We start from the raw sequence: 15,778 nt of genomic DNA, 5'->3' as shown, positions 1-15,778 counted from the left end.
TTCTGGGAGGATATATCATGGAACTATTACAAGGGAAAACATTTGTTGTTATGGGCGTTGCGAACCAAAGAAGTATTGCATGGGGAATTGCTCGCTCTTTGCATAATGCAGGTGCAAAATTAATATTCACATATGCAGGAGAACGTTTAGAAAGAAACGTTCGTGAATTAGCGGACACATTAGAAGGACAAGAATCACTTGTATTACCTTGTGATGTAACGAATGATGAGGAACTTACAGCTTGCTTTGAAACAATTAAACAAGAAGTAGGTACTATTCACGGTGTAGCACATTGTATTGCTTTTGCAAATCGCGATGACTTAAAAGGTGAATTTGTAGATACTTCTCGCGATGGATTTTTACTTGCACAAAATATTAGTGCATTCTCTTTAACAGCTGTAGCAAGAGAAGCGAAGAAAGTAATGACAGAAGGCGGAAATATTTTAACGTTAACATACCTTGGCGGCGAGCGCGTTGTGAAAAATTATAACGTTATGGGTGTTGCGAAAGCTTCATTAGAAGCGAGCGTGAAATATTTAGCGAACGATTTAGGTCAACATGGTATTCGTGTCAACGCTATTTCTGCAGGACCAATTCGTACGTTGTCTGCAAAAGGTGTAGGCGATTTCAACTCAATCTTAAGAGAAATTGAGGAGCGCGCACCACTTCGTCGTACAACAACTCCAGAAGAAGTTGGCGATACAGCAGTATTCCTATTCAGTGATTTAGCACGTGGAGTAACAGGAGAAAACATTCACGTTGATTCAGGGTATCATATCCTAGGATAAATAGAATATTAATTTTTAAAGGACAATCTCTAAATGCTGAGATTGTCCTTTTTATTTGTTCTGAGAAAGAACGATTTTTAACGAAAGTTCTTGCCACGTGATGAATATAACTATAATAGTACACGATTTATTCAGCTACGTATGGAAGTGGGAGGGACGAGTGTGAAGAATAAAAATAAAAGTTCAACAGTTGGAAAACCGTTGTTATATATTGCGCAAGTAAGTTTAGAACTTGCTGCACCGAAAATAAAAAGGATTATCCTGACAAACTTTGAAAATGAAGATCAAAAAGAGCAAAGTAATAGACATGAAAATATTGTAAGCGGTGCTGTGGAAGAGGTAACAGAACAAGAACAACAAGAAGAGCAGCAAGGGGAAGAAAAAATAGAAGAAGAAAAAGAAGAACACGCAGAACAAGAAGAGCAAGAAGAGCAAGAACAACAAGAAGAGCAAGAACAACAAGAACCAGTAAGAACTGTCCCGTATAATAAATCATTTAAGGATATGAATAATGATGAAAAAATTCATTTTTTATTAAACCGCCCTCATTATATTCCGAAAGTAAGGTGCAGAATAAAAACAACTACAGTTTCTTATGTTGGATCGATCATATCGTATCGTAATGGCATTGTATCTATTATGCCGCAAAATAGTATGAGAGATATTAGGTTGTCTATAGATGATATCCAATCGATTAGTATGGCTGGCTTTTAAATATGTAAAGGTGGTAGAAAGCTTCTACCACCCCAATAGTTTTTTAGTTTACTTAACGATAGAAACGTCGCGTAAGCATTGAATCGCACAGAAACAGCTTAAATCAACAGTAATACAAGTAGTTGTAGATATTAATCTTGCATTTGGTACAGCTAAAAACGTACAAATTGGATCGTCACCAGGTGGTACCGGAGAACTGTCACCTAAAACTACAGTTAATACACGTAGTACAGCACAGCTATCGTCATCTACACTTTCCACACGGAAAATTGGAGATCGGCAGCTAGTAAGGCTTGCAGATGGTGCGAATGCTTCAAAAGGTTCTCCAGTTTTTGTGTATAAAATAAAAGGGCGTGTATTAGCTACTGATGCAGTATTGTGTGCACCTAAGAATGGGATTTCACAACCAGATCCACATGTTGTTGTAGAACAATCTTGTAATTCATTGATGAATTTTACAACGTCAACTACACAATGAGAAGAGCCATGGTGTTTATTTTCGTTACAACTCATTAATGTCACTCCTTATCTTCTTGTTTGTATTTACATTAATAAGATATTGGAGTCGAGGAGATTTGGTCACAATCTCAAGACCTTTTTTTTTAAATAGGCGAAAGAGGATAAGGGAAGGTGGAATTATGCTGTTTACAAGCTGGCTTTTATTTTTTATTTTTGCGTTAGCTGCTTTTAGGCTCACTCGTTTAATTGTATATGATAAAATAACAGCCTTTTTGCGAAGACCATTTATTGATGAATTAGAGATTACGGAGCCGGATGGAAGTGTATCAACATTTACAAAAGTAAAAGGTAAAGGATTAAGAAAGTGGATTGGTGAATTGTTAAGCTGTTATTGGTGTACAGGTGTATGGGTTAGTGCTTTTTTATTAGTTTTATATAATTGGATTCCTATCATTGCGGAGCCGTTACTTGCATTATTAGCCATTGCAGGTGCAGCAGCAATCATTGAAACGGTTACAGGATATTTTATGGGAGAATAATATTTTTTCATAATAAGAGAAAAAGCGGAGTTTAAAAGAATGAGGGAACGGAAATAAAGAGTTGTTCATATAGTAAATAGACAGAATTGACAGTAGAGGAGATGTTTGCTGTGAGCAATAATCCAAGGCAAAATTCATATGACCTGCAGCAGTGGTATCATATACAGCAACAACACCAAGCACAACAACAGGCATATCAAGAACAATTACAACAACAAGGATTTGTGAAGAAAAAGGGATGCAATTGTGGGAAAAAGAAGAACGCAATAAAACAATATGAAGAATGAAACACTCATGCTACTGTGAGTGTTTTTTATTATATAAAAAGCGGTATTTCTGTATTAGAAATACCGCTTTTTACTAACTAATTTGTGCAACTGTTAATGCTGCTGCGCGGATGTCTACAGTTCCAATTAACTGAACTGGCACAATTTGAATTAAGTCACCAGGATTTAAGTTAATAAGAATAACACCACTGGATACATCTACTTCACCAGTACCAATAACGTTAGAACGAACTGCTGTACCTGATCCAGGAATAATGTTAGCTGGCGTATTTAATGATAAGAAGAAACGACCAGCTTCTGGTGCAACAGGTGAGTTATCAAGACTAATTGTTAATGTATAACTGATTTGATAAATACCAGCTCGTAGAATTCGAATGCCATCTCCGACACTTACTGTATCGTTGATTACAGGAACAGTAATATTTGGATTTGGACTTACGCTAGGTAATAATAGTGGTGTAAATAGTGAAGCAAACTGAGGTGCAGAAGCATTGAAAGCAAAACCAAAGGCAGGTAGTGTACTAGCTGGCTTCGCCTCACAATCGATTTTAGTAAATTCGCAATCAGAAGAGAACATGTTTTTCACTCCTTTATCTGTTTCTACTTTCAGTTAATGAAAAGGACAGGTTCTATGTTCTAGACAAGTTCCCAATTTTAAGAAATTTACATAAGAATACTCTTTAAGCATGGATTGGGTGGCAGAATTATCTGCCACCCAATCCATGCTTAACTCATTATTTAGTTTTAAATAGAAACATCGCGTAAGCATTGAATAGCGCAGAAGCAACTTAAATCAACAGTAATGCAAGTGGAGGTTGATATTAGTCTTGCATTTGGTACAGCTAAAAACGTACAGATTGGGTCGTCACCAGGTGGTACAGCGGTACCATCACCTAAAACTACAGTTAGTACACGCAATACAGCACAGTCATCATCATCTATACTTTCTACGCGGAAAATAGGAGATCGGCAACTAGTAAGGCTTGAAGATGGTGCGAATGCTTCAAAAGGTTCTCCAGTTTTTGTGTATAAAATAAAAGGACGTGTATTAGCTACTGATGCATTGTTATGTGCACCTAAAAATGGAACTTCGCAACCAGATCCACATGTTGTCGTTGCACATTCTTGTAGTTCATGTATAAAACGAACAACATTCGATACACAGTTGAAATCACACTCATGTTGATGATCTTCATTACAATTGCAGCTCATTATGTTCACTCCTTCTCGTGAGTTCTGACATACACTATTACAATATGAGTGGGATATGGTTGATATTACGTTAATTCTTATGATAAAAACAAGGAATTTATATAGGAGGGATGTACATAACGCATTATAAAAAAAGACATCCTTATTTAGTGGATGTCTTTTCAGGTAAATCTTTTCGCACAGTATATAAAAAACGAGATATATCTAATTTCTTTCCTCTGAAAAATTGCGGAGAAGAAATGTAAAGTTCTTCTTTCGCACGTGTAATGGCGACATAAAGTAATCGGCGTTCTTCTTCTAATGCTTCAGAAGTTTCCGTAACACGATCATTTGCATCTTTTAAAGAAGAAGTATGCGGCAGGATCCCATCACTCGCTCCAAGTAAAAAGACACATGGAAATTCAAGGCCTTTTGCGTTATGAATTGACATAAGTGAAACGGCATCTTTTTGCGGCATTGTTTTTAATGCTTCCATTTCTTTTTGACCTTGAATCGCTTCGTCAATAAATTGTAAATAAGCTGGAATATCGGTGAAACGAGTTGCAGACTCCATTAATTCTTCCAACATTTCTTCTTGTATGTCTTTATGCATCGTAAAGGAAGAACGATCGTTACTTTGTAAGTACTCTAAATATTTTCCTTTACCATGAATGATTTCTTTTAATGCTTTTTTCGGTTCTAATTCTTTAATAAACTTAATAAAATCGATGCGCTCATTTACCTTTTTCACTTGAAAAGGTTTTAAGCTTGGATTTAATAGTAAGAAATGAAGAAGAGAAGGGAAGCGCCCCTCACCATATTTCCATTGTTCACGTTCAATAAATGAAATACAATCATCACGTCCGATATACATCGTCGGCAATATGTTTGAAAGTGATTCTAGTCGAAACGGCTCAATCACGAGTCTTAAATGATCTAATACAGGCTTAATTAAAGAATGTTCATAAAATGATTGGCTCGCCCCGTGTTTAATAAACGGGATTTTATGAATGGTAAGCTGATCAAGTAACGAACGGCTTACAGAATGTGTGCGATACAGTAAACAAAAATCTTTATAGTTTCGTTCACCGCTATCCACTTTTTCTTGAATGAGCTGTAAAATTTGATTTGCTTCATCAAGAGTCGTAGCAGGTCTTGCATAAAAAGGTTGTACACCTTCCTCACGAACGGAGTATAGCTCTTTATCAAAACGTTCTTGATTTAATTTTATAACTTCATTTCCAAGCCCGACGATAAAGGGATTGGATCGATAATTCGTATTTAGTGCAATAATTGTTGTGTTATCAAATTCTTTTGGAAAAGATAAAATAATTTGGTGACTTGCCCCTCGCCAGCCATAGATAGCTTGATCATCATCACCTGCGATGAACAAATTATTTCTTGGTGTGGCTAACAATTTTACAATTTCATATTGTGCATACGATGTATCTTGAAACTCATCTACTTCAATGTAGTGAAAACGTTGTTGTAATTGAGTTAGTAAAGGAGCATTATTTTCTAACATATAATATGTTTCCAATAAGATGTCATCGAAATCAATATAATTGTATCGTTGTTTTACTTCTTCAAAACGTTCATATACTTCTTTAAATTCTTGTTCCACTGGTGTTTTCGCTTTTACATCTTTCGGACGATTTAATTTGTTTTTCTCAAGTGAAATCATCGCGAGTATCGTTTCCGCATCATAATCGTCTTTTAAACGCAATTCTTTTAAGATTTTCTTTATCATAATTTGTTTATGTTTTTCATTTGCTAAAATTTGCTGATTATACCCTTGACTACGAAGCAATTTTAAGAAAACAGAGTGGAATGTACCAGCAACAACATAGCTACTTGCTGCATGATTCATACCTGGTAACTTCGCAACACGACTTCGGATTTCTTCAGCTGCTTTTTGTGTAAATGTAAGTAATAAAATATTTCGTGGATGAACTTGTTTTACATTTACTAAATAACCAACGCGAGTTGTTAAAACAGATGTTTTCCCGCTTCCAGCACCAGCTAGTGTGAGAACAGGACCTTCTGTTGTGCGCACGGCTTCTAATTGTTTTTCATTTAAAAAAACATTTTGTTGTTCGAGAGCGCGGAAATAAGCCGCATCTACATCTTCTTCCATAATTAAATGGGTAGATGTTTTCGGAATATGATATGTCGCACGCGGAATATCGGCGTGTGTTAACGATTTTTGTGAAAATTTTTCTTGTGTCATATGTTCACCTTCAAAACTATAGCATCAACATTTAACTTTAGCGGAAGAAAAAGAAAATAGCAATGTAAAAAACAGGAGGGGTCACCTCCTGCTTTCAAATTACAATTCTTTTATCATTACGACGTGCGGGATATTTGCTTCCATAAATACATCAGAACTCGTTACATAGCCAAGTTTTTTATAGAAATCTTCAGCATGTGTTTGAGCATGAAGTTTCAATTTTGGTAGCGAATTTTCTTTTGCATACGCTTCAAGCGCATCCATAACAATTTTTCCGATACCTTTTTTACGATGGGAACCTAGCACGCAAATGCGTTCCATTTTCCCTATACCATCAAGGGTGCGAAAACGTCCAGCACCAACTGGAACATCATTGTCATATATAACAACGTGTGTTGAAGTTTCTTCAAACTCATCGTACTCTTCTTCAGCAGAGACACGTTGTTCATTTACAAACACTTGTTTACGTACAGAGAATGCATCTCTTAGTTGTTCGTCCGTTTGTACAATCTGTGCGTGCAAATTAGTTGTTCCCCTTTCCAAGGTGGAATGTTTCGTGTACAGTCCATGTTCCATTTTCTAATTGATATAGAAGATGGAAACGATCAATTGGTTGTTCATAATAGAAATCTTTCATACGTAATCGACCCAATACATCAGCATGCTCTGCATCTGATAAGCCTTGTCCGATTGTTAAGTGAGGTACGAAAGCATATTCGCGTTCTTGTGTGAATAACCCGCCATGCATTTCTTCATTTAAGAAAGTAAGTTCAGGTGTTTTTTCTACTTTAAAATAAAGGACGTTATTAACAGGTGCGAATGAACCAACTTTCCCAACATGAAGGGTGAAAGGATTCGTTTTACCTGCGATTGTATGTAGCTCGTTTACAATCGATTCTAATTGTTCATCTTGCGTCTCAAAGGGTGTTTTCAATGTAATATGTGGCGGAACTAATGCGTAGTGCGGGTCATAACGCTTACGCAATCCGTTCGCTTTATCTTGAATCATTTTAGATGGAAAAATTACAATGCCTAATTTCATGTTCCAATTCCTCCCTTTGTAAGTCTAGTTAGATTTTGAGATAAATAAATCTCTTTATCTATTATATCAAATTATTCTGAATACTGCTCTCTATTATTTCATTGATAGAATATGAGAGAAGGCTTTCGGTAAATCAGTTTGCCAATATTTCCAAGTATGATTACCTTCAAACTCCTCGTAATGCGTAATGAAATTTCTATCTGTGAGAAGTGTATTTAACTCACGGTTTGGTTCTACGAAATCAGATACTTGTCCATCAGTACGCTTTACAGCCGTTTCTTCTGTACCAATGACGTGATACAGTTCTAATGCTTGTGGATCTTTGAAGTCTTTTGCTAAGTTCATCACTGTCTCATCCACAAATGGTGATTGCATAACGACTTTACCGAATGTATGCGGATACATAAGTGCAGTCATAAAGGAAACTGTTCCGCCAAGAGAATCACCAATTAAAACACGACCTTTTCCCATTTGGTACGTTGGATAATTTTCATCAATATATGGTGCAAGTTCATGAGCAAGGAAACGAATATATGCAGCATTTTTCACTTCACTTGGGAAATATTTTTCTTTACGATCCTGTACATTTTTATATGGAATACCGACAATAATTGTACGGTCAATTTCTTCAGTTTCACGAAGGCGCTCAATTACACGGTGCGCTTTACCAAGCTGAAAATAATCTCTACCATCTTGTGCAATTACAACTGTATGTTTGTGCAGTGGTGTGTAATTTACTGGCAAATAAACGAGAAGCGTAACGTCTTCTTGAAGTGATGCGCTATAAAATGAAATTTCTTCAATTCTCCCTATTGTTTGACTCATGTAGATCCCCCTAAATAAAAATTTACTGTAACGATTGTAAGAGCGACGCTTGTAGTGAAAAAGGAAATAAATATTCACTAATTGGTGCCTTAATTTCTATTTTACCATAATGGTACGAAGAATCTAAAAAATTAGTATTTAAGTTACGAAAGAAAACGGATATAATGAAGTGGGATTTTTGACAGGTGAGAGGGGAGACAGGATTTGAAACAAGAAAAATCAATCGCACTACCATTGGCTATTTCTATAATTGCTATTTCCTTTGCAGCAGTTTTTGTAAAGATGTCCTCAGCACCATCTTCAATATTAAGTATGTACCGCTTATGGATTATCGTACTTATTATGCTGCCTATCGTATGGAAAAAAAGAGAGGAATTTAATAGGATTCAAATGAAAGATTGGGGCTTTTTAATTGGATCTGGTTTCTTTTTAGCACTTCATTTTCTTTTATGGTTTGAATCTTTAAAGCATACAACAGTTGCTAGTTCAACAATTATTTTGGCACTTCAACCGATCGTATCTTTAGTTGGAGGTTTTTTTCTGTTCAAAGAAAGAACAACATATTCAGCCATTGCAACGATGGGAATCGCTATTCTAGGCGTAATGTGCATTGGTTGGGGAGATTTAGGTTTAAGTAAGCAAGCAATTTATGGAGACATATTATCCTTTCTAAGTGTAATAGCAGTTGTCGGTTATTTATTTATCGGGCAAACGACAGTAAAGAAAGTATCACACTGGATTTATAGCTTTACAGTCTTTGCATTCGCAGGTCTTTTTATGGGGATTTATAATGTCATATTGCAAGTCCCCTTTACAGGTTATACGAAGTGGGATTGGACCGTTTTTCTTTTACTTGCGGTTGTGCCGACAGTGTCACATGTAATTAATAACTGGCTATTAAATTATGTAAATGCAACGACAATTTCAATGAGTATTTTAGGAGAACCTGTTGGAGCATCTATACTTGCGTTCTTCTTACTTGGAGAAAAATTAAATGCAATGCAAATTATCGGTAGCATGCTCGTATTGTTTGGTGTATCTGTTTTCTTACTGCAGCAACAAAAGCGAACATCAAAAAATGTCGTAAACGAGCCGGTGTACACACAGGAATTATAGTGTTAGGGGAGAAAAGAGAAGTTGTGATACTTCTCTTTTTTTTTTTAGAAATACGGGCGTAGAAGGGGGAGGGAAATGGAGTTTCCATCAAAAAAAGATACATGGTTATATCCAATTTTTTTATTGTTTTGGGTGCTTGTTTTGCACCAATTTTTGTAGGGAGAGAATATTTTCTTTTGCTTTTTACAATTCCATTAGCAATGTTGTTTAGCTGGAGTTGTTTTTTGGCAAAATATATTGCCCGGGAAGAAATAATTACGATTAGATCGGGTCACGTTACAAAACGTATTTTTATACGAGATATAAAACAAATTTCAAATACGAAAAATCCAATAGCAGCCCATGCATTATCATTTGACCGACTTGAAATTGTTTACGATACATATAAAGCAGAAATTATTTCTCCAAGAAATAAAGAACAATTTATTAATCTTGTAAAAAGTAAAAACTCAAATATTGAAATCAAGTAAAAGAGTGGCTACAAAGCCACTCTTTTACTTTGGATTTGTCATATAAGGTTGTACATGAATGACACATAGGTCACGGAATTTGCCTTCAGCAGTTGTGACAATTACGACTGCTCTACCTGCGCTTTTTCCAGTAATTGTCACGGTGTCGCCTTTTGGATATATGGTGATGATATCAGAATTCATATTTGACCAAATAAGCTCTTTATGCGTTGCTTGTATTGGCAAAATGGAAGCTGATAACACAATGTTTTGTCCCGTTTTTATTTTTAATTTATGTTTTTCCATATGAACACCGATGACTGAAATAACAGAAGGAGCAATTGAAATTTTAGGCGGGTTAGGTTGCATGTTTAAACAAGACGCAGAAGTATTTGTGATAGGTGAAAATTTTCGTGTTTGTTGTTGCTGGAAAGCTGCTAACATGTTGGAGTCCCCTTTCTGTATAAGTGCTGATACTCATACTATAAAGGAGTAGTGTTATGTTAAATTTAACGAAACATAAAGAATTTGTTAAATTTGATAAGAAGATTGTCGAACTGTAAAAAATCTCTGCTGTTACGATAACAGCAGAGATTTTTTTTATAAATTATGACGATGTTGTTTTTCGAAATCCTCAAATTGCTCTTCAACTTCTTTTGAAGGTTGTGTTAGTAAACTAACAATTACGATGGCTAGTAAACTAATAGCGAAACCTGGAATCATTTCATATAAGAAATCTTTTAAGAATTTGAATTGAGTCCATATAATAACAGTAGCGGCACCAGAAATCATACCAGCAAGCGCGCCCCATTTCGTCATACGTTTCCAATATAAGCTTAATAAAATAGCAGGTCCAAATGAAGAACCAAAACCAGCCCAAGCGTACCCAACAAGAGCTAAAATCGTATCATTTTGTTTAAACGCTAAAGCGCACCCAACTAAGGCAATAACAAGCACAGCCATACGACCGACAAATACAAGTTCTTTATCAGATGCAGAACGTTTGAAGAATGTACGATATAAGTCTTCCGTTACGGCACTAGAAGTAACGAGTAACTGAGATGAGATTGTACTCATGATCGCTGCTAAAATAGCGGCTAATAAAAATCCAGTAATAAGTGGGTGGAATAAAATTTTTCCAAGTTCAAGGAAAATTGTTTCTGGGTTAGATAATGTTAACTCTTGTTGTGAATAGTAAGCAATACCAATAAGACCAGTAAACATAGCTCCAACAACAGAGAAAATCATCCAGCTCATACCAATTCTTCGTGCACTTTTAAGTTCTTTTACAGAAGAAATTGCCATAAAGCGTACGATAATATGAGGTTGTCCGACATAACCAAGGCCCCATGCGAATAGAGAAATCATTCCTAAAGTAGAGGCACCTTTAAAAATATCTAGACGTGTTGGATCTACAGATCGAATTGTATCAAATGCAGGTCCAAGTCCGTTCGAATTCATAATTGTTACGATAGGAACAAGAATAAGAGCGACTACCATAATGATTCCTTGTACGAAGTCTGTCCAACTTACTGCTAAGAAACCACCAAATAATGTGTAAGCGACAACAACGCCTGCAACAATGAATAATCCAACATGATAGTTCATGCCAAATGAATTTTCAAATAATACAGCGCCTGAAACTAATCCTGAAGCTACATAAAAAGTAAAGAAAATCATAATAACAAGTCCGGATACTAAGCGTAGCATATGAGATTTGTCGTGGAAACGGTGTTCCAAAAATTCTGGAATAGTAATAGAGTTGCTTGCAATTTCTGAGTAGGTACGTAAGCGAGGAGCGACATAAAGCCAGTTTGCATATGCGCCTAGTGTTAGGCCGATCGCAATCCAACTACTACTTAATCCAACGCTAAACATTGCACCGGGTAATCCCATTAAAAGCCAACCACTCATATCGGATGCTCCAGCACTTAATGCTGTTACTGCGGGGCCTAGTGTACGCCCGCCAAGCATATAATCTGTTAAGTTGGACGTTCGTTTGTAGGCGAAATAGCCGATTACTAACATCCCGAGCATGTAAATAGAGATAGAAGTTAAAGTTAACATCTGCGTACTCATGTAGTTCCCCTTTCTTTTGTCAGGTCTTTTGATGGGTTATGCATATTTTTATCCCGCATTAACGGGCAGCAAAACTCCCACCTTAAAATTGGCTGGGCAAGGAAGTTAGGTGGGAGATCAACTGTCCGTTAATGCCCGATTGGTTCAACTAATAATCAGTGGGGATGAACACCCTCTACTGATTAAAGTTTCACTTTATAATCTATCATGATTATTCTGAAAAATCCATATAGAAATACGAATTTTCAGAAATGTAAGCGTTTTTTTGATGTTATTTTACTTTTTTAATATATAATATTCATACAAAAAACCTTATTTTTAATAGAGTATTTATTATATTTACATAAAAAGAGGTTGTTTTGTCAATATAATATTGAAAGGAAAGAAAAATAAAATTTTTAAAAAAGTATTGACTTGTGAAAAAAGTCAGGTCTATAATGAGTGCAACTTAAAAAAATGCAAGCGTTGATGAAGAAGAGTACACATGATGAACATGTCAGAGAGCTGATGGTTGGTGCGAATCAGTATGGAATTGATGTGGAATGGGCTTCGGAGCTTCCAAACCGAAACGAAAGAAGTAGGCTTTGGCGACATGATCTCATCGATACAAGAGACACGTATTGTTTTTGATACGGTAAAGTGCGTTACATTTGTAACGAATTAAGGTGGCACCACGGGAGTACCCGTCCTTTCTATAGGATGAGTACTCCCTTTTTGTGTATAAAAAATTAAATAAATGAAATCGTTTAAGTAAGAAGAGTACGTATATTGGAGACGTTACAGAGAGCCGGGAATAGGTGGGAGCCCGGTACGGTGCCATATACGGAATGGGCTTACGAGAGGTATGCTGAACAATTATTTTTAGTAGGCAACCCGGGTTCCGCCGTTACAAGGATAAGGTATAAAATTTGTACCTGAACAAAGCGGGATGCTTTTGCATCCAACACGAGGTGGTACCGCGGTATATTTATCGTCCTCTACATATTTTCGATATGTAGGGGACTTTTTTATTTTTCAGAGTGAGGTGAAGGACATGATGACGAAAGAAGAATTTATAAAACAAAAAAGAGAGAGAAAGACATTTTTAGTAATTACTGAAGAAGAAGGAGATAGCATTACGCCAATTTCTTTATATAGACGTATGAAAGGAAAGAAGAAATTTTTATTAGAAAGTTCACAGCTTCATCAAGATAAAGGGCGTTATTCTTACTTAGGATGTAATCCTTATGGAGAAGTAAAAAGCGTTGGTACGGAAGTAGAACGAACGATTTTCGGCCGGGCAGAAAAGTTACAAGGTAACGTACTACAAGTGTTAGAAGAAATAATCGCACCATCACAAGTAGACAGCCCATTTCCATTTTGCGGAGGAGCAGTTGGTTATATTGGATATGATGTCATTCGGCAGTATGAAAACATTGGAGCGGATTTACACGACCCATTAAATATTCCGGAAGTACACCTCTTACTATATCGTGAGTTTATCGTTTACGATCATTTACGCCAAAGATTGTCGTTTGTATATGTATGCAGGGAAGATGATTCAGCAGATTATGAGGAAGTATACGAAAGGCTACGAGTATACAAAGAGGAAGTGCTACAAGGAGAAGAAACTGAAGTAAATGCAATACAATCCACATTATCATTCACTTCTTCTATAACGGAAAAAGAGTTTTGTGAGATGGTAGAAATGGCGAAAGAACATATAAGAGCCGGAGACATATTCCAAGTCGTACTGTCACAGCGTTTACAAAGTGAATGTATTGGTGATCCATTCGCGTTATACCGAAAACTTCGAATTGCAAATCCATCACCATATATGTTCTATATCGATTTTCAAGATTATGTTGTACTCGGTTCTTCACCGGAAAGTTTGCTATCAGTAAGGGAGGATAAAGTAATGACGAATCCAATTGCTGGTACAAGACCGAGAGGGAAAACGAAGAGGGAAGATGAGGAAATCGCAAAAGAACTGTTAGACAATGAGAAAGAGCGAGCAGAGCATATGATGCTTGTAGATCTTGGGCGAAACGATATTGGTAGAGTGAGCGAAATCGGCTCGGTTACGATAGATAAATATATGAAAGTAGAAAAATACTCTCACGTTATGCACATTGTATCTGAAGTTTACGGAACATTGCGAAAACAAATGAGTGGATTTGATGCATTAGCGTATTGTCTACCAGCAGGAACAGTGTCGGGAGCTCCGAAAATTAGAGCGATGGAAATTATAAATGAGCTAGAGAATGAAAAAAGAAATGTATACGCGGGTGCAGTTGGATACGTTAGTTTTTCAGGGAATCTTGATATGGCGCTCGCTATTCGAACGATGGTCGTAAAGGGTGAAAAAGCATACGTTCAGGCAGGAGCGGGAATTGTTTATGATTCAGACCCAGTAGCTGAATATGAAGAAACGTTAAATAAAGCGAGAGCACTATTGGAGGTAATGAAATGATTGTACTAATTGATAATTATGATTCATTTACTTATAACTTGTATCAACTGTTAGGTGAATACGAAGAAGATATTGTAGTCGTAAGAAATGATCAAATAACGATAGAACAGCTAGAAGAGATGAATCCAAGAGGAATTGTACTTTCACCAGGACCAGGAAAACCAGAGGATGCTGGCATTTGTATCGATGTCATCCGCCATTTTTATAAGAACGTTCCCATATTAGGGATTTGTCTAGGCCACCAAGCGATCATAGCTGCATTTGGAGGAGACATTGTTAGAGCAGAACGTATTAAACACGGAAAAACATCGCGTGTGAAACATAACGGAACGTCAATCTTTTCATACGCTACACAGCCGCTAACGGCGATGCGCTATCATTCCCTTGTTGCAGAGCACACGAGCTTGCCAAAGTGTTTTGACATACTAGCGACAGCGATGGACGATGGAGAAATTATGGCAGTTCGTCACAATTATTATCCGCTCTTCGGATTACAGTTTCATCCGGAATCAATCGCAACAGAAGAAGGCGGAAAGTTAATACTTGCCTTTTTAACAGAAGTAAAAGAGGAGGAAAGAGTATGAATAACTATCTTCGTAAATTAGTGGAGGGTCAACATTTAACAGAAGAGGAAATGTATAAAGCAGGACTACTTTTATTAAGTGAAAACATATTAGAAAGTGAAATTGCAGCTTTCTTAGTCTTACTGAAAGTGAAAGGTGAAACTGCAGAAGAAATATACGGCCTTGTTCGAGCTCTTCGCGAAAAGGCATTGCCGTTTTCGAACCATATACAAGGAGCAATGGACAATTGCGGGACGGGTGGTGACGGTGCTCAAACGTTTAATATTAGCACAACTTCAGCATTCGTACTGGCAGGAGCAGGTGTAAAGGTTGCAAAACATGGTAATCGTGCTGTTTCTAGTAAAACAGGAAGTGCGGACTTATTAGAAGAATTAGGTGTAAATATTAGCAGTACGCCAAGCGAAATTGATTATTTACTAGAGCATGTGGGCATTGCATTTTTATTTGCACCAGCGATGCATCCAGCACTAAGGCGCATTATGAAAATAAGAAAAGAGTTAAACGTGCCGACGATCTTTAATTTAATTGGCCCTTTAACAAATCCAGTGAATTTAGAAACACAATTTGTCGGTATTTATAAACGAGATATGTTATTACCAGTTGCGCAAGTATTACAAAAGTTAGGCCGGAAACAAGCACTTGTCGTAAATGGAAGTGGTTTTTTAGATGAAGCATCATTACAAGGGGAAAATCACGTAGTCCTTTTAAAAGATAATGAAATAGTGGAAATGAGTATTGATCCAGAAAAGTATGGTTTTTCAAGAGTGAAAAATGAAGAAATTAGAGGGGGGAATTCAAAAGAAAATGCAAAGATTACAGTCGGCGTATTGAGCGGAGAAAAGAGTGTTTATCGCGATACCGTTTTATTAAATGCAGGTCTAGCTCTTTTCGCAAATGGAAAAACGGAAACGATTGAAGAAGGAATTAAACTCGCGGCACATAGCATTGACTCTGGAAAAGCATTAGCCAAATTAAACTTATTAATTGTAGCAAGCAACGAAAAATTAGAAAGGGTGAACTAAA

The 15,778-nt window shown here is 36.6% G+C and carries 17 protein-coding genes, 1 pseudogene and 2 other annotated features; of the genes and pseudogenes, 9 read left to right on the top strand and 9 right to left on the bottom strand.

Translation table 11 applies throughout. The features are described 5' to 3' along the window. The first annotated feature begins 17 nt into the window (after positions 1-17). Both fabI and AC1Q51_RS12830 read left to right on the top strand, forming a co-directional pair. The gene (gene fabI, locus AC1Q51_RS12835; protein ID WP_000421885.1) at positions 18-788 is read left to right on the top strand and encodes an enoyl-ACP reductase FabI; all 771 of its coding nucleotides are present in this window, start codon (positions 18-20) and stop codon (positions 786-788) included. Between the two features lie 141 nt (positions 789-929). Then, a complete protein-coding gene (locus AC1Q51_RS12830) occupies positions 930-1,502 on the top strand; it encodes a spore coat CotO family protein (protein WP_492331584.1) in 573 nt (190 codons plus the stop codon). A 48-nt stretch (positions 1,503-1,550) separates the two neighbouring features. Here the strand turns inward: AC1Q51_RS12830 and exsY are convergent, their stop codons facing one another. Further along, the gene (gene exsY, locus AC1Q51_RS12825; protein WP_001277740.1) at positions 1,551-2,015 is read right to left on the bottom strand and encodes an exosporium assembly protein ExsY; all 465 of its coding nucleotides are present in this window, start codon (positions 2,013-2,015) and stop codon (positions 1,551-1,553) included. Positions 2,016-2,140: 125 nt separating this feature from the next. Here exsY and AC1Q51_RS12820 point away from each other — a divergent pair, with 125 nt between their 5' ends. Together AC1Q51_RS12820 and AC1Q51_RS12815 are read left to right on the top strand one after the other, a co-directional pair. Next, a complete protein-coding gene (locus AC1Q51_RS12820) occupies positions 2,141-2,500 on the top strand; it encodes a DUF1360 domain-containing protein (protein WP_000899660.1) in 360 nt (119 codons plus the stop codon). Between the two features lie 101 nt (positions 2,501-2,601). Then, entirely contained in the window at positions 2,602-2,787 is a 186-nt protein-coding gene (locus AC1Q51_RS12815; protein ID WP_023521433.1) for a hypothetical protein, read from the top strand. Positions 2,788-2,860: 73 nt separating this feature from the next. Here the strand turns inward: AC1Q51_RS12815 and exsF are convergent, their stop codons facing one another. From exsF to AC1Q51_RS12785, 6 genes are all read right to left on the bottom strand, one after another. Next, positions 2,861-3,364, bottom strand: coding sequence for an exosporium protein ExsF (exsF, locus tag AC1Q51_RS12810; protein ID WP_000492939.1), 504 nt, complete (start codon positions 3,362-3,364; stop codon positions 2,861-2,863). Between the two features lie 167 nt (positions 3,365-3,531). Next, complete coding sequence (gene cotY, locus AC1Q51_RS12805; protein WP_001277719.1) at positions 3,532-3,999, bottom strand: spore coat protein CotY; 468 nt, start codon at positions 3,997-3,999, stop codon at positions 3,532-3,534. Positions 4,000-4,141: 142 nt separating this feature from the next. Next, positions 4,142-6,208, bottom strand: a complete 2,067-nt coding sequence (locus AC1Q51_RS12800; RefSeq protein ID WP_000191194.1) for an ATP-dependent helicase — start codon at positions 6,206-6,208, stop codon at positions 4,142-4,144. A 99-nt stretch (positions 6,209-6,307) separates the two neighbouring features. Beyond that, the gene (locus tag AC1Q51_RS12795) at positions 6,308-6,730 is read right to left on the bottom strand and encodes a GNAT family N-acetyltransferase (RefSeq protein WP_000543305.1); all 423 of its coding nucleotides are present in this window, start codon (positions 6,728-6,730) and stop codon (positions 6,308-6,310) included. Position 6,731: 1 nt separating this feature from the next. Next, entirely contained in the window at positions 6,732-7,250 is a 519-nt protein-coding gene (locus AC1Q51_RS12790; RefSeq protein ID WP_000765871.1) for a YjcG family protein, read from the bottom strand. A 93-nt stretch (positions 7,251-7,343) separates the two neighbouring features. After that, complete coding sequence (locus AC1Q51_RS12785) at positions 7,344-8,075, bottom strand: alpha/beta hydrolase (RefSeq protein WP_000084015.1); 732 nt, start codon at positions 8,073-8,075, stop codon at positions 7,344-7,346. Between the two features lie 204 nt (positions 8,076-8,279). Between AC1Q51_RS12785 and AC1Q51_RS12780 the strand changes: the two genes are divergently transcribed. Together AC1Q51_RS12780 and AC1Q51_RS12775 are read left to right on the top strand one after the other, a co-directional pair. After that, complete coding sequence (locus tag AC1Q51_RS12780) at positions 8,280-9,191, top strand: DMT family transporter (protein ID WP_016082441.1); 912 nt, start codon at positions 8,280-8,282, stop codon at positions 9,189-9,191. A gap of 75 nt (positions 9,192-9,266) precedes the next feature. After that, positions 9,267-9,661 (top strand): annotated as a pseudogene (locus tag AC1Q51_RS12775) (PH domain-containing protein). Positions 9,662-9,685: 24 nt separating this feature from the next. Here the strand turns inward: AC1Q51_RS12775 and AC1Q51_RS12770 are convergent. Together AC1Q51_RS12770 and putP are read right to left on the bottom strand one after the other, a co-directional pair. Then, positions 9,686-10,084 carry an Ig-like domain-containing protein gene (locus AC1Q51_RS12770; RefSeq protein ID WP_075718265.1) on the bottom strand — a complete coding sequence of 133 codons (399 nt, stop codon included), beginning with the start codon at positions 10,082-10,084 and terminating at the stop codon, positions 9,686-9,688. A gap of 156 nt (positions 10,085-10,240) precedes the next feature. Beyond that, a complete protein-coding gene (putP, locus tag AC1Q51_RS12765; RefSeq protein WP_053564997.1) occupies positions 10,241-11,719 on the bottom strand; it encodes a sodium/proline symporter PutP in 1,479 nt (492 codons plus the stop codon). A 456-nt stretch (positions 11,720-12,175) separates the two neighbouring features. Beyond that, positions 12,176-12,413: a binding site (T-box leader), on the top strand. A 42-nt stretch (positions 12,414-12,455) separates the two neighbouring features. Next, positions 12,456-12,700 (top strand) — a binding site (T-box leader). A gap of 52 nt (positions 12,701-12,752) precedes the next feature. Here putP and trpE point away from each other — a divergent pair. The 3 genes from trpE to trpD are packed head-to-tail and all read left to right on the top strand — an operon-like array spanning position 12,753 to position 15,777. Next, a complete protein-coding gene (trpE, locus tag AC1Q51_RS12760) occupies positions 12,753-14,171 on the top strand; it encodes an anthranilate synthase component I (protein WP_141549191.1) in 1,419 nt (472 codons plus the stop codon). Further along, positions 14,168-14,755 (top strand): aminodeoxychorismate/anthranilate synthase component II, encoded by a 588-nt coding sequence (locus AC1Q51_RS12755; protein ID WP_098235203.1) that lies wholly within the window; start codon positions 14,168-14,170, stop codon positions 14,753-14,755. The genes trpE and AC1Q51_RS12755 overlap by 4 nt, the downstream gene beginning before the upstream one ends. After that, complete coding sequence (gene trpD, locus AC1Q51_RS12750) at positions 14,752-15,777, top strand: anthranilate phosphoribosyltransferase (RefSeq protein WP_151527529.1); 1,026 nt, start codon at positions 14,752-14,754, stop codon at positions 15,775-15,777. The genes AC1Q51_RS12755 and trpD overlap by 4 nt, the downstream gene beginning before the upstream one ends. Position 15,778: the final 1 nt, after the last annotated feature.

The organism is Bacillus sp. MT94, assembly GCF_058792475.1.
Note: the sequence above shows the minus strand (reverse complement) of the source record. Positions and strands in the feature narration are given on the sequence as shown.

Coding starts and splice junctions, on each gene's coding strand:
- fabI (WP_000421885.1), top strand. CDS start 18: ATGGAACTATTACAAGGGAAAACATTTGTTGTTATGGGCGTTGCGAAC.
- AC1Q51_RS12830 (WP_492331584.1), top strand. CDS start 930: ATGGAAGTGGGAGGGACGAGTGTGAAGAATAAAAATAAAAGTTCAACA.
- exsY (WP_001277740.1), bottom strand. CDS start 2,015: ATGAGTTGTAACGAAAATAAACACCATGGCTCTTCTCATTGTGTAGTT.
- AC1Q51_RS12820 (WP_000899660.1), top strand. CDS start 2,141: ATGCTGTTTACAAGCTGGCTTTTATTTTTTATTTTTGCGTTAGCTGCT.
- AC1Q51_RS12815 (WP_023521433.1), top strand. CDS start 2,602: ATGTTTGCTGTGAGCAATAATCCAAGGCAAAATTCATATGACCTGCAG.
- exsF (WP_000492939.1), bottom strand. CDS start 3,364: ATGTTCTCTTCTGATTGCGAATTTACTAAAATCGATTGTGAGGCGAAG.
- cotY (WP_001277719.1), bottom strand. CDS start 3,999: ATGAGCTGCAATTGTAATGAAGATCATCAACATGAGTGTGATTTCAAC.
- AC1Q51_RS12800 (WP_000191194.1), bottom strand. CDS start 6,208: ATGACACAAGAAAAATTTTCACAAAAATCGTTAACACACGCCGATATT.
- AC1Q51_RS12790 (WP_000765871.1), bottom strand. CDS start 7,250: ATGAAATTAGGCATTGTAATTTTTCCATCTAAAATGATTCAAGATAAA.
- AC1Q51_RS12785 (WP_000084015.1), bottom strand. CDS start 8,075: ATGAGTCAAACAATAGGGAGAATTGAAGAAATTTCATTTTATAGCGCA.
- AC1Q51_RS12770 (WP_075718265.1), bottom strand. CDS start 10,084: ATGTTAGCAGCTTTCCAGCAACAACAAACACGAAAATTTTCACCTATC.
- putP (WP_053564997.1), bottom strand. CDS start 11,719: ATGAGTACGCAGATGTTAACTTTAACTTCTATCTCTATTTACATGCTC.
- trpE (WP_141549191.1), top strand. CDS start 12,753: ATGATGACGAAAGAAGAATTTATAAAACAAAAAAGAGAGAGAAAGACA.
- AC1Q51_RS12755 (WP_098235203.1), top strand. CDS start 14,168: ATGATTGTACTAATTGATAATTATGATTCATTTACTTATAACTTGTAT.
- trpD (WP_151527529.1), top strand. CDS start 14,752: ATGAATAACTATCTTCGTAAATTAGTGGAGGGTCAACATTTAACAGAA.